This is a genomic window from Acinetobacter lwoffii (assembly GCF_024129355.1).
GTDB lineage: Bacteria > Pseudomonadota > Gammaproteobacteria > Pseudomonadales > Moraxellaceae > Acinetobacter > Acinetobacter lwoffii_I.
Genome location: NZ_JAMXXP010000020.1, coordinates 40,774 through 54,590, shown reverse-complemented (window position 1 = coordinate 54,590; position 13,817 = coordinate 40,774). Strand labels below are relative to the sequence as shown.

13 protein-coding genes are annotated in these 13,817 nt (G+C 43.4%); 6 read left to right on the top strand and 7 right to left on the bottom strand.

Going from position 1 to position 13,817, the window contains the following annotated elements:
* Positions 1 to 493 precede the first annotated feature (493 nt).
* From NI468_RS10570 to def, 3 genes are all read right to left on the bottom strand, one after another.
* Positions 494 to 2,581: a TonB-dependent copper receptor gene (locus NI468_RS10570; protein WP_253101758.1), complete on the bottom strand. Its 2,088-nt coding sequence runs from the start codon at positions 2,579 to 2,581 to the stop codon at positions 494 to 496.
* A 72-nt stretch (positions 2,582 to 2,653) separates the two neighbouring features.
* Positions 2,654 to 3,064, bottom strand: coding sequence for a DUF2946 family protein (locus NI468_RS10565; RefSeq protein ID WP_004644876.1), 411 nt, complete (start codon positions 3,062 to 3,064; stop codon positions 2,654 to 2,656).
* Between the two features lie 92 nt (positions 3,065 to 3,156).
* Complete coding sequence (def, locus tag NI468_RS10560; RefSeq protein WP_004644875.1) at positions 3,157 to 3,687, bottom strand: peptide deformylase; 531 nt, start codon at positions 3,685 to 3,687, stop codon at positions 3,157 to 3,159.
* A 120-nt stretch (positions 3,688 to 3,807) separates the two neighbouring features.
* On the opposite strand from def, the gene NI468_RS10555 reads away from it, so the two are divergent.
* Genes NI468_RS10555 through tsaC form a run of 3 tightly spaced genes read left to right on the top strand, consistent with a single transcriptional unit; the run spans position 3,808 to position 6,769 of the window.
* Positions 3,808 to 4,962 carry a LysM peptidoglycan-binding domain-containing protein gene (locus NI468_RS10555; RefSeq protein ID WP_191112936.1) on the top strand — a complete coding sequence of 385 codons (1,155 nt, stop codon included), beginning with the start codon at positions 3,808 to 3,810 and terminating at the stop codon, positions 4,960 to 4,962.
* Between the two features lie 56 nt (positions 4,963 to 5,018).
* On the top strand, positions 5,019 to 6,158 hold the full coding sequence (dprA, locus tag NI468_RS10550; RefSeq protein ID WP_253101755.1) for a DNA-processing protein DprA: 1,140 nt from the start codon (positions 5,019 to 5,021) through the stop codon (positions 6,156 to 6,158).
* 41 nt (positions 6,159 to 6,199) lie between these two features.
* A complete protein-coding gene (tsaC, locus tag NI468_RS10545; protein WP_253101751.1) occupies positions 6,200 to 6,769 on the top strand; it encodes an L-threonylcarbamoyladenylate synthase type 1 TsaC in 570 nt (189 codons plus the stop codon).
* 366 nt (positions 6,770 to 7,135) lie between these two features.
* Here the strand turns inward: tsaC and NI468_RS10540 are convergent, their stop codons facing one another.
* Positions 7,136 to 8,077 carry a DMT family transporter gene (locus NI468_RS10540; RefSeq protein WP_253101748.1) on the bottom strand — a complete coding sequence of 314 codons (942 nt, stop codon included), beginning with the start codon at positions 8,075 to 8,077 and terminating at the stop codon, positions 7,136 to 7,138.
* A gap of 192 nt (positions 8,078 to 8,269) precedes the next feature.
* Here NI468_RS10540 and NI468_RS10535 point away from each other — a divergent pair, with 192 nt between their 5' ends.
* The 3 genes from NI468_RS10535 (at position 8,270) to NI468_RS10525 (ending at position 10,903) form a co-directional block, all read left to right on the top strand.
* Positions 8,270 to 8,815, top strand: a complete 546-nt coding sequence (locus NI468_RS10535; RefSeq protein ID WP_253101745.1) for a glutathione peroxidase — start codon at positions 8,270 to 8,272, stop codon at positions 8,813 to 8,815.
* Positions 8,816 to 9,145: 330 nt separating this feature from the next.
* Entirely contained in the window at positions 9,146 to 9,745 is a 600-nt protein-coding gene (locus tag NI468_RS10530; RefSeq protein WP_253101742.1) for a hypothetical protein, read from the top strand.
* Positions 9,746 to 9,886: 141 nt separating this feature from the next.
* Positions 9,887 to 10,903, top strand: a complete 1,017-nt coding sequence (locus NI468_RS10525) for a pirin family protein (RefSeq protein ID WP_253101739.1) — start codon at positions 9,887 to 9,889, stop codon at positions 10,901 to 10,903.
* A gap of 29 nt (positions 10,904 to 10,932) precedes the next feature.
* Here the strand turns inward: NI468_RS10525 and NI468_RS10520 are convergent, their stop codons facing one another.
* From NI468_RS10520 to NI468_RS10510, 3 genes are all read right to left on the bottom strand, one after another.
* Entirely contained in the window at positions 10,933 to 12,309 is a 1,377-nt protein-coding gene (locus tag NI468_RS10520; protein WP_253101736.1) for an NAD-dependent succinate-semialdehyde dehydrogenase, read from the bottom strand.
* Positions 12,310 to 12,511: 202 nt separating this feature from the next.
* The gene (locus NI468_RS10515) at positions 12,512 to 13,369 is read right to left on the bottom strand and encodes a DUF4145 domain-containing protein (protein WP_228719753.1); all 858 of its coding nucleotides are present in this window, start codon (positions 13,367 to 13,369) and stop codon (positions 12,512 to 12,514) included.
* Positions 13,370 to 13,383: 14 nt separating this feature from the next.
* Positions 13,384 to 13,803, bottom strand: coding sequence for a F0F1 ATP synthase subunit epsilon (locus NI468_RS10510; protein WP_004732608.1), 420 nt, complete (start codon positions 13,801 to 13,803; stop codon positions 13,384 to 13,386).
* Between the last annotated feature and the right edge of the window lie 14 nt (positions 13,804 to 13,817).

Here is a 13,817-nt window from a genome sequence, read left to right as displayed (position 1 = left end):
TTCTAAAACCCAACTCAATCAAACTTAACTAAGTCACTGTTTTATCAGAAGTTTTAATCTTCATCACCGCCGATGGATGTGCATTCTACAGCATTTCAGAGCCCTTGCAACACTTCTTGCAAAGATTTTTTATCGTGTGTTTATTTTTCAAACCAATGAAAACATAAGACACTGTTATATATAGTTAATTTATTTCATTATTTTTAAATTTTATTGAGCACATCCAACGAAACCAACCTGCAAATAACATAAGATATTGTTTTATTTGAATTTAAATTATAATAATCTTTATCACATGACTTATATCGTTCAATTCACATTCTATTCTTGTTTGATTTTTCATCAACCTGGCGTTTATATACACAAAACTTGTTTTATCCGGTCTTCTTCCAAGATACATAGGCCCTATTTAAATATGGAAAAATTGATTGCAACGCTAAAAATTAAAAAGCCATCGCTATTGAGCAATGGCTTTTGGAGTACTGAGTAACAATTAGAATTTCATACTGACACGTGCCCAGTAATTACGTCCCATATTATTAAACTGCTCGGTTGTTGGTAAACCTGTCCCGAAAGCCCCCATTTTATTTAAGTGCTCGGTATAAGTCCGGTCTAGGACATTATCGACTCCGACTGATACATCCACGCTATCCATAATATGATAGCTACCGTTTAAAGACAAAGTGCCAAAGCCTGCGCTCTGCTTGTTGTCATAACCCACAATATTACCTTCGTTAAGACTGATCCGGTTTTGACCACCCACTACACGCCATAGCAATCCAAAATTATATTTGTCTTGAACATAGCGCAAGTTAACACGGGCTTCTAAAGGAGAGATTTGTGGCAAAGGCGTATTATCTGTGGTGTTTTCACCCCAAGCATACATGGCGCTGATATCGGCCTGCAGGCGGTCAGTAAACTGATAACCAATTCCAGCTTCTGCGCCTGCAATGGTTGCATCGATATTTCTTGAATCCGCACTATTCATTTTTGCTGGCTGCATTTCTCCCATATCATTACCCATAGGATGACCATGCCCAGAGTTTGCAGACTTAGGATAAGTCATCAGAATAAAATCCTGAATCACACCGGCATAAGTTGATACCCAAGAATTAAACGCGCCATGATGATGTTGATAACCCAGATCGAGTTGTAAGGTCTTTTCTGTTTTCAGTTGCTTAAATGTATTTGCAGTTATTCCATGATAATCGGTCTTAAATAATTCCCAATAATCAGGCACACGCTCCACATACCCCAGTCCGATATAGGTTTTACCATCATCATGTTCTGGATGGGTATTTTCAAAACGAATGAAGCCGCTTGGCAAGGTTTCCTGACGGGTTTGTCCAGTTTTTAAGGCATCAATCTCCACTTGATCGACCCGCACACCAGTAACCAATTTGTTGTTATCACTTAGTTCATGACTTAGCTCAGCAAAAGCTCCATATGACTGGAATTTCATATCTGGAGTGAGCGGCATATTCATGCTTGTGGATGTCATTCCTCCAGCATGCGTATTGCGCTGAGAATCCATCCCGGCAATCAATTGGTTTTGATCCCATTCACTCGTTATCGCCATACGGGTATTTAAAGTACGGCGTGTAACCTGCATTTCAGAGGGTGCTGGCTGCATGTTATGAGTATGCTCATCATGCTTCATCGGCACTGGACGCAGGCTAAAATTATCCATGATGTGGTCGTTATAGTTATAGTTGATCTGTGCCTCAACTTTCTGAATTACATCAGTCAGGTTTTTCTTTTCAACACGTAAACCCAGACTTTCACGGGCAAACTGTGATCCATCCATATCACGACCGGCATAAACTGCTTCACCATCCGCCTTACCACCCGTCAGCTCTACCCAGGTATCTGTATCTGGAGTCCAGCCCAATGCCAGATCCGCATTCCAGCGCTCCCAGTCTGAAGGCACAGTAGTTCCATCACCATCTTGATAACTACTCGATACCGAACGATTGGTATTGAGTCGGATATATTTCTGTTCATCGCCTGCTGCGACTTCCACATTATGATCAAGACGTCCGAAAGATCCCATCAAGACACTGGCCTGACCGCGATAGTTTTGATCTTGATCAAACTGCTCCGGTGTACGTTCGAAAATCACTGTGGCCGCAGAGCCAGTATTGGCATACTGAACCGTTTGCGGTCCTTTAATCACCGAAATACGGTCATAGCTTTCCGGAGAAATATAAGAGGTTGGCGAATCCATACGACTTGGACAGGCGCCCAGGTTTTCGGTGCCATCGGTTAGGATCTTAATTCGTGAACCAAACATGCCACGGAACGTCACATCACCATTGGTGCCGGCACCGCTATTGACCGAACTAAAGCCAACAATACTTTGCAAATAATCCGCACCATCACTGGCAGGAATCGGTTGAATCGGCTGTTTTGGATCAGCGCGGACAATCAGCCCATTGGCATCATTACCTGCTGCCGATGTCACCACAATCGGGGCCAAAGTCTGAACCGGCATGGCATCATTGGCCATCACCACCGAAGAATAACAAGCAACACAAATCGCAGCCGCAAGTGGCTGTAAAGAAAATTTAGGCTGAGCCATTTCTCTATCTCACTAAATACATAAATTAGGCACGGCTTGAGTCAATACCAACCCAAGCTGAAAAATGCAGATTTATGCAGGCAGTGGTGGCGCTCGCCCCTGAGGAATTAAGAAGAGTTGCTGAAGGACAAACCAGACATGCTTAAAAGTTTTTTGATAGGCAATTAAACGGACATGAATCCGGTCAAGAACCTGTTTGATGTCCAGATCAGGCGGTAAGACTAAATTGGCATGAACCTTACAGTACTGACACTGATGATTGGCATCATGATGATCATGTTGAAGATGATCAGATTGGATAAGGTGACTATGCTCGCCAGCGCTATGCTGCGCATGAGCATCTGTCGCGATAAAAAGCGCACGCGTGATGGTTTCACAGACCGGAGCAACCTGATATTGCTTCGGTAACAAAGGCTGTAAAAATACAGCAATCTGTAGAAACACAGCTGCAAATGCAAATAGCAGCCCCGCGCGTAAAAACACAGGCTATTCCTAAAACATGCTTATGTCGATTATAGCAAAGCCCAATCAGAATTGGGCTTTGCTAGACCATTTAAATAAACTTTAAAATGATCCTAGCGTTTCACTGCTACCTTGTCTTTATTGCGCTGGCGAACCAGTTTTTCCACTTTTTCACGTGCACGTTGACGTTTTAATGGCGATAAATAATCGACAAACAATTTGCCATTTAAGTGATCCATTTCATGTTGGATACACACAGCGAGAAGTCCGTCAGCATCGAGCTCAAATGCTTGACCTTCCAGATTAATTGCCTCAATTTTTACGCGTGACGGACGATCAACTTTATCGTATATTTGAGGAACTGATAGACAGCCTTCTTCGTAGGGCTGCGTTTCTTCAGTCAATGGTGTGATTTTGGGGTTAATAAACACCATCGGTTGATCTTTATTTTCAGACAGATCCATAACAATCAGCTGAATATGACGATCCACCTGAGTCGCGGCAAGTCCGATACCTGGTGCTTCATACATGGTTTCAAACATATCCGCAGCGAGCTGACGAATTTCATCAGTCACTTCTTCGACAGGTTGTGCAATGGTACGAAGACGGGGATCCGGGAAACTTAAAATAGGTAATAAGGCCATACTGCGTCCTCAATTATGCCATTGATCAAAAAACCAAATGAAGGGAATGCTTCATCAAAAAAATGTGTGTAAGATCGTTATTATAACGCAACTACGCACATAATTTTAGGAATTATGATAATGAAAAAGGTTTTGAAGGGCATGCCATTTTTTAGTGCCTTGGGGTTTAAAAATCAGATGCTGGCACTTGCAGTTTGTGTAGGCGTCAGTATGGGGACCATTCATTCTGCCGAGGCAGCACCTGCACGCAACGTCAATCCACCGGCATTAAAAGCTAATGCACCGAACGTTTATGTGGTGAAAAAAGGCGATACGCTTTGGGATATCTCGAAACGCTTCCTGAAAAATCCGGTCCGTTGGCCGGAAATCTGGGCCAGTAATAAGCACGTGAAAAATCCACATTGGATTTTCCCGGGTGACCGCCTGCTGATGTGTGATTACCAAGGCCGTCCGATTATTGGTAAAGATGAAGGTGATGGTTGTGAAGGCATTATCAGCCGCTATCTGGGTAGTACCTCCTTGCAACCTCAGATTCGGGTTGAATCGTTAAACAATACCATTCCAGTAATTCCACTAGAACATATCAAGCAGTGGCTGGAACGCTATACCCTGATGGCACCTGACTCAGTTCAAGGTACGCCATATATTCTTGGCACTGCCGATCAGCGCGTACTGGCTGGCAAAGGTCAGAAAGTCTATGCACGTGGTCACGGCCTGGTAGTGGGTCAGCGCTATGCGGTGTATCGTGAAGCTGAACCGTATGTATTTACGGATGCAAACGGCAAGAAATATACGGCTGCACTCGAGCTGCAACAGGTGGCATCTGGTATTGCGGTACGTGGCGAAGGTGATGTGACCACACTTGAACTGACAGATAGTTACAATGCTGAAGTCCGTCGTGGTGATCGCGTCTTACCTGAATACGACCCAATGTTACCGACTCTGTTCTATCCGACCAATGCAGAAAATATTGCTGCCGGTGGTCAGATTGTGCGTGTACTGGGGTCGATTGGCACAGCAGCGCGTCATAGTGTCGTCACCATTGACCGTGGTACGGCACATGGGGTTCAGACGGGTCATGTCTTTAGCGTGAATCAAAAAGGTGAAGTCGTGACTGATCCGAAAACTAAAGAACGTGTGCAATTGCCAGGTGAGCGTATTGGCCAGATCATGGTATTCAAAACCTTCGATCAATTAAGCTATGCTTATGTGCTGGAGAGCGAATTACCAATCAAGGTTGGTGCAGGAATTCAAGCACCTCTTTTAGATGAATAAATATTTGTCTAAATAAAAAAACTTAATAATAAGAAGACAACCCTATAGGTCTCAATATGCTGAACCCGTTATCACGCGCGCAACTGGAAACAATTACGTTATGGTATCTGGTTCAGCATTCCCTTTCGAGTTTCTATAAAATCAGTCAACACTATGCCGAACTGCCCCATGCCATTCAGCCGGATCAAGTCCCTGTCTGGCAGGCGCTCGGTATTCATGCCAATCATGTACAGCGCTTAAAAGAATTCCATCTACCAGAAGCGCAACAGAAATTTCAGCGTTGTCTGCAGCAGATCCAGCAGGATAGCGATTTTATTTTGCTGCACAGTGACCCGTATTATCCGCAACAATTACACCCTTACGCAGATAAACCACCGATCATTTTTGGTCAAGGCAGGTCTGACACCCTGCTTCAGGCACAGATTGCGATTGTAGGTAGTCGCAAGCCGAGTCCGCATGGCCGGCAAGTAGCTTACGATTTTGCTTTTTATTTGAGTGAACAGGGCTTCTATATCAATAGCGGTCTGGCACATGGTATTGATGAAGCAGCGCATCGGGCTGCCCTACAACATCAAGGCACGATTGCAGTGATGGCGACCGGACTGGATCAAACCTATCCAGCACAACATCAGTCACTACGGCAGCAAATCATTGAGCATGGTGGTGCGGTCATCAGTGAGTTTCTGCCAGATACACTGCCTCTGCAGCACCATTTTCCACGGCGCAACCGAATTGTCAGTGGTTTAAGTCTAGGCGTGATTGTGGCAGAAGCCGCATTAAAAAGTGGTTCTCTGATTACAGCCAAACTGGCGGCCGAGCAAGGCAAAACCGTATTTGCCATTCCGGGACATATTTACAGTGAGCATCATCAAGGCTGCCATCAATTGATTCGTGAAGGTGCGATTCTGATTGATCACCCTCAGCAGGTAATAGAAGAACTGGCACTGGCGACGCAATGGCAGGCTTTGGAAAATATCCCCAAACTGGAAGTCGCTGCAGCAGAATCACAACAGATCCCGCCACATCTGCTCAGTCTGTATAATCAGCTGGACTGGGTGGGACAGAGTCTGGATCAATTGGGAACGCAGGTACAGCAAGAGGTATCTGCACTGACCAGTCAACTGATGGAACTGGAATTACTCGGTTTTTGTACCCAGCAAGCCGGCCTGTATCTACGTTGTCGGATTCTGAAATAAGGTTCACAATAGTGCTTTGTTGTTTAATATAAGGTATCCACATGATCACTACCTCTGTTGCCGAAGCAGCAGCATGGCTTAAAGACGGACAAGTCTTGGCATATCCTACAGAGGCTGTTTGGGGCTTAGGTTGCGACCCCTATAATGAACAGGCATTTCATCAGATTTTAGAATTGAAGCAGCGACCGATTGAAAAAGGTGTAATTCTGCTGGCAGCTCATCTTTCACAGGTAGAACATCTGCTGCAGGATCTAAGTGAAGAAATGCGTGAAAAAGTAATTGAGTCCTGGAGTAATGATCGACCTACAGACCGGGCGACCACCTGGCTACTCCCTGCCAATGACGATATTCCAGGCTGGATTAAAGGCAAACACCCTAAAGTGGCAGTGCGCGTGACCACTCATCCTCTTTGTGTAGCCTTGTGTCAGGCTTTTGGCGGTTTTATTGTTTCAACCAGTGCCAATCCTGCCGGCTTAGAACCTGCACGTTCCCTGCAAGATGCCATGCGTTATTTTGGTCAGGATCTGAATTATCTGAATGGCGATCTGGGACTGAGCCAGAAACCAAGCCGGATTATTGATGCCGTAACAGGTGAAATTATTCGTGACTGAGCCTTTGCTCAGTCATTTTTCTTTTCAAGCCGACTAAAGTTTTAAGACAAAAAAAAGCTCAACCATATAGGGATGGTTGAGCATAAAAAAGGATGTGTATTATCACATCCAGAGGGTATCGAAATCTCTGGGCATTTCAGCAACAGTCGCTGATCTGCGATGGAGCGTATTATGGGCGAACAGTTTAAAAAAAACAAATATATTTTAGCTCTTAAAAAACAGCTTAAACCTATGATTAATCAATCATTATTTGAGAAAAATTCAAATTATCTTGCTCTTTTTAAAGTGCTTTTTAAAGAAGCTAAAAGCTACTCTTCTCGACTAAAGTCTATTTGCCTTTATTCACGAGATCATTCAAGCAAAGAATTAAGTTTGTTTGTTCGTTTTTTGGGCAACTATTTGGCTTTCAGGAGCACTGGCGCCACAGTTTTTTTTCTGGGCCAGCACAATTCCGAACAGAATAATCGCCCCACCAATACTGTGATAAATGGTCCAGGCCTCTTTTAACCAGACAAAGGCAATTAAAGCGGTAAACACCGGCATCAGGTTCATAAAGATACTGGTGCGGGTCGGTCCCAGACGCTGAATCGCCATCATCCACACCAAAGGGGCAATTAATGAAGGGAAAATACTGGCGTAGATAACGCTGCCGGCATTGGTCATATTGATGGCATCAAGACCCAACCAGGCCACAAACGGCAGGTGATACAGCAGCGCAAACAGAATCTGCACATACAGGCTCAGCATTAACGGAATCTGCAGCTGCCATTTTTTCAGAAAAACCCCATAAAAGGCATAGAAAAACACGGCGATAATCATCAGCAGATCGCCCCATTGGCCGCCGGCATGCAGCAGGCCCCAAGGATTGCCCTGCCCCATCACATAGATCAGCCCGGCAAAGGACAACAGACTACCAATAATGGCGTAGCGATTCGGAATATCGCGCAGAATCAGCATCGACACAAAAATGGTAAAAATCGGAATAAAGGCATTAATAATGCCCATATTGGTGGCGGTGGTGTAATGTGCAGCGGTATAAGCCAGTCCCTGATACAGCACCAGACCAAAGGCACTTAGCACTGCCAGCTGTTTCAGATGCGGCACAATCAGGGCACGCTCACGAATCACCCGCGGCAAAATAAACGGGGTTAGAATCAGAAAGGCAAAAAACCAGCGATAAAAACTGATGCTCACCGGCGAGATAAAGTCGGTCACATAGCGGGTCACGACAATATTCAGTGACCAGATCAGTACCGCAGTCAATGGAAGCAGCATGGCCCACCACATTGTTTTTTGCTGCTGCGTCATAACTTCATCCCTGTCTCTATCTATTGTTAATCTATGCGCTCTTGGCAAGTGCCTAAGCATAATTGATTTTTCAACTAAAATTAATGCTATTTGTAGCTGGCAGGTAAGCATTTCACTGATTCCGACTTGTACTGTATTTAAATACCCGTTAAAACAAATAGCCCTCATTCATTTAATAAAAAAGGAAATCTGATGAGCACCTCTGTGTATGACATTCCGGTAAAAACGATTCAAGGAACGGACACGACGCTGAACCAGTATCAGGGTAAGGTTTTGCTGGTGGTTAACGTCGCATCTAAATGTGGCTTGACGCCGCAATATGAAGGCTTACAAAAACTGTATCAGGACAAAAAAGCGGAAGGTTTGGAAATTCTTGGCTTCCCTGCCAATAACTTTTTGGAACAGGAACCGGGTAGCGAAGCCGAGATTCAGGAATTCTGCTCAGTGAATTATAAAGTTGACTTCCCGCTATTTGCTAAAATCTCTGTCGCGGGTGAAGACAAGCATCCTTTATATACCACCCTTACGCAAGCGATCCCGGAACGCATCGGTGAAGGCCCTTGGTGGAAAGATCTGGTCGATTATGGCCTAACGCCAAACCAGCCACCAGAAGTACTATGGAACTTTGAAAAATTCCTGATCAATAAAAATGGTGAAGTAGTGGCACGTTTTGCTCCAGATATCACTGCGGATGATCCACGGATTGTCGATGCAGTGAATGCAGAAATTGCAAAATAATTCTCGATTATTCTCATAATCATCAAGCTTGAAATAAGTATCTATTTTCTTGGTAGATACTTATTTTTTTTTATTTAAAAACGATTATTTAATTGCATTCAAATTCACCTAAAACATTTTCAAAGTGATTGCGGGCCAAACAAGCCAATTTGGTGAGAGCAAAGTACTTCTTTACCAGCTTTTAATAATCTTTTTCTTGTTTTTGAATAGAGTAACGTTCACAACCCAGAAGAATTGTTATGAGTTTGCAACAATCTTTTTTATCTCCATAGTTTGTCCTTATATTAGATACTAATAAAATTCCATCACCTGTATCGAGACCCTGATTCCATGTCCAAGATTCTTGCCAATGCTGTCCTTCCTTTCGCATTATTTAGCTCGGGAATTTTACTGATGGGCTGTGAACAGGCTGTCGAAACACCGACTGAACAGGCAGATACAACAACGTCAGATTTAGAATCAGCCTCTCAGCAACAAGGCTCGGCAACACCAACTGAACTTAAATCTGGCAATATGTTTTATATGGTTCGGGATGTCGCCGACTTGCAGCTCAAGGCCGGCAGTTATGTGGAACAGTTAAAACAGACCCAGAGCGAACTGCAAACGGCGGTCGAAGCTAAAGATACCCAGCAACTGCAGTCCACTGCGACCCAGCTACAACAGCAACTCAGCAATTTTAATCAGGTGTTAGGCAACCTGAACTTGAAAAGTCAGGAAATTGACCAGATTCGTGACAACATTATGACCGCCAATCAGCAAGTTCTGGCTTCTCCTCTTTTAAATGGTCAGGTGGATTTCAGCCAAGTGAACTTGAAAAAGATTGAATCCCAGATGGTTAATGTGCAATCCGAAATGGTCAAACTGGCCGGCTTGCTGATCCAGAATCCAGATCAGAAATCAGAGAGCAATACTGATCAGGACAACACTTAAAATACTTAAAAATCTCATTTTGAGGCGATTGATCGAAACACATCTTCCTCAATCGTCTTGCAGGCTATACACTGTTATCGATTATAAAAATTATATTTAGATCAGGAATTTTCATCTAATCAGATCATCAGGAGTTCAATCATGTCGAATTCAGTGCTGTATTCTATGGTTCCAGTCACATCCCGGCTTGATCTGAAAGATCCTTTTATTTTTACCGTTCATCATCAAGATCATTATCCACAAGGCAATGCCGAATTAGGCCCAGTTTCCCCGCCACAGCAGCATGAATATGACATGTATTATGGCGAGAGTATTCCCGGTTTTCCGGAGCATCCGCATACTGGCTTTGAAACCATTACCATTGTCGAGCGCGGTTATGTCGATCATTTTGACTCGCTGGGAAACTCGGGACGTTATGGCGCGGGTGATGTGCAATGGCTGACTACCGGCAATGGGGTACAGCATTGCGAGATGTTTCCTTTAGTCCATCAGGATCAGGACAATCCTCTGGAGCTGTTTCAAATCTGGCTGAATTCCTCACCGGAACAGAAAAAACAGCCAGCCGATTATAAAATGTTGTGGCGTGAACAGATTCCACATGTATTTTCAGCCGATGCGGGCGGACGTAAAGCGGATATCCGGGTCATTTCAGGACAGTTTAAACAGACTCAGGCACTGGACCGCCCACCACATTCATGGGCAGCCCTTCCAGAGAATCAGCTCAATATTTATTTAATCACTTTAGGGCCGGAAGCAGAATTAATCATTCCTGCAACCACTGCTACTGCAACGCGTTTTTGTTATTTTTATCAAGGTAGAAGCTTGGAACTTGAAGGACAGAAGATAGCGCCGAAGCATCTACTTGAACTCAAACCGGATGCAGATATTCAGCTCAAAGGCGGGCTGCTGGAATCACATATTTTATGGCTGGAGGGTGAACCGATCGGTGCACCGGTGGCTATGCATGGGCCTTTTGTTTTGAATAGTGCTCAAGAGCTAGATACTGCTTTTCGCCGTTATCGCGAAACCCAGTTTGGTGGCTGGCCTTGGCCAAGTGCTGAACTGTCATTTCCACCAGAACATCCGCGCTTTGCCAGTTATGAAGGCGGCAAACGTGAAGAATATCCAGACCAACTAGACAAAGAAACCACTAAATAGTGGCTTCTTTGACATTGGATCAGCTCATATTATTCTTTCGGGCTTTTGACGACGACCAGTTTCTTCTGCACAAACTCTCTAAAACCATCAATCGACAGTTCATGCCCATAACCGGAATTTTTGATTCCACCAAATGGCAATTCGGGCGTGGTGTCAGTAAACCAGTTGATCCAGATCATGCCAGTTTCTACCCGTGACGCCAGTTTTTTCGCCCGCTCAATATCCTGAGCATGGATCACGCCACCTAAGCCATAATTGGAATCATTGGCAATTTCGACAATTTCATCATCATCCTTCGCCACATAGATTTGCGCCACCGGACCAAAGAATTCTTCATACCAGGCTTCATTTTCACGCGTGATATTTTCCAGAATGGTTGGCGCATAGAAATTGCCTTGATGGTCTACAGCCTTACCACCAGTAACTACGGTCGCACCTTGCGCTACAGCCTTTTCAACCTGCTTGGTCAGTTTTTCCAGCGCATCTTTTGAAGACAGTGGCCCTAAAGTGGTTTCAGGATCAAGCGGATCACCCAGTTTTAACTGTTCAAAAGCTTTCAGCATGCCGGTTTTGAATTGTTCGGCAATTTTTTCATGCAAGATAAATCGTTTCGCCGCCGTACACACCTGCCCGGCATTATTAACCCGCGCCTGACAGCCTAACTTGATCGCGCGTTCCAGATCCGCATCATCCAGTACGATGAATACATCATTACCGCCCAGTTCCAGCGTTGACTTTTTAAGATGTTTCCCGGCCTGTTCAGCCACAGCACTGCCCGCACCTTCTGAACCTGTCAGTGCCACACCACGCACACGCTTGTCTGCAATTACTTGCGCGACCTGATCACTGCTGATAAACAGATTGGTCCAGACACCTTTGGGTGCGCCTGCATCCAAGACCAATTGCTCAAAGGCTTCTGCACATTGCGGCACAATGCCGGCATGTTTTGCCAGAACCGGATTACCAATCGCACAGTTCGGCGCAAATACCCGCATCAGTTGATAAAATGGAAAATTCCACGGTTCAACCGCCATGATAATACCCAGTGGATGATGCTCGACCCAAGCTTCTCCTAGTTCCGTTTCATAGGACACGGGTGCTAAAAATTCTTTGGCATGATCGGCATAGTATTCTGCAATTTTGGCGCAGGTTTCGATTTCACCTTCACTTTGCTTAATCAGTTTCCCCATATCCTGGGTCATAAGCTTGGCCAGTTCAGCTTTTTGCGCTCGCATGTTGGTAGCCAATTTACGCAGTACTGCAATACGGGTATCGACCTGCTGTGACCATTCTGACTTTAGAATTTTTTCTGCAGTATCGAGTGCATGTTGAATATCTTGATCGCTATGCGATGGGTAGTCTTTCAATTTTTGATTGGTAAATGGATTAATAGATTGATAAGCCATGGTTTTCCCTTTTTTCAATTATAAGTTTTGCCTGTTCTAAACTTCTATCGTATTAAGCTATAACAAGCGAAATCTGTTCGAATCATTTAACTTATCACTGATTTTTTTATGGCGTGTTTCTGCTTACAGATTGGTTCAAAACATTACTGAGAAAGGGTAAAAGTTATATCGAGCGGTACAGAATGCAATAAATGCAGAGATTTTATAATCTCTTCTTAGGTCTTCTCTTTTGAGTAGTTTCTCTTACTACTGGAATGGGATGTCTAGGTGATGGTTTTAATCCTACACTTTTAATTTTTCTTATCTCTTCTTGATCTAAATTGTAGTAAACAAAAAGTTGTTGAATTAAATTTTCTAAAACTTTTAAGTGCAAAACTAGCTCTTTTCGAGTTTTGGAGTCTGCCCTATGTGCAGCATCATTCCCTAAATAACGAATATCATCAAGTAAGCCTCTTTGCTTAGTTGAGATAAAACCCTCATGTTCAAACTTATTTAAAATTTCCCCCAAATCATCTGAATGACCAAAATATTTCACAATCTGCTCTAATAATGTTCTCAAGCCTAATCCAGTTAGCAAAGGCATTTTATTATTTAACGCCACTATGACCTCTTCATAAGTAGAATAAATCTCTTCAGGTAAGATTTTCTCAAACTCTTTAGAAAAAGCAGTTTCTTCGTCTCTAAGAGGAAAAGTTTTATATAAATAATTTACTTGGTAGATCATATCTTCACTTTGATCATACCCTACAGGATCAACGTCATAAGAGTCATGGGACTTTGTTTGATATGAAATAGACTCACAATTTAAACATCTCAAAATTCTATAATTATAATAAAAAGATATATTTGGATCAGAACAATCATTGTGTGATATATCTACCAATACCTCATGCTTAATTTTTGTTTTACATTCAATACATAATATTTTTTCATAAACAATTTTTGAATCTTGCTTAACACCCTCAAAAATTGGATTCAAAGAAACTATTTTCATTATTCTAGAAATACTATTTAAAAAATTAGTATATAAAAAAACCACCCTTTCGGGTGGCTTTTTCAATCTCAAACCGTCTCTTATTGAGCGCGGTTTTTGATTTTGCGGATCGTTTCCAGCTGAGCAGCAGTTTCTGCAAGAGCAGCCAAAGCAGCAGCAGCGTCCAAATCGCTCTTTTGATTCGCAAGCAATGCTTCAGCGTGTTTACGCGCTTCAACAATAGCTGCTTCATCTAAGTTTTCTGCACGGACTGCAGTATCTGCAAGAACCGTAACAACATGCGGTTGAACTTCTAGAACACCACCAGATACATAGATCAACTCTTCTGTACCGTTTTCCAAAATAACGCGGATCGCGCCAGGTTGGAGCAAAGTTACCAACGGAGCATGGCCAGGCATAATACCCAACTCACCGCCAGCACCTTTTGCAATTAGCATAGTTATAGTGCCTGAGTACAAAGACTCCTGAACACTTACAACATCACATTGCATAGTCGCCATGAGAATCTCCTAAA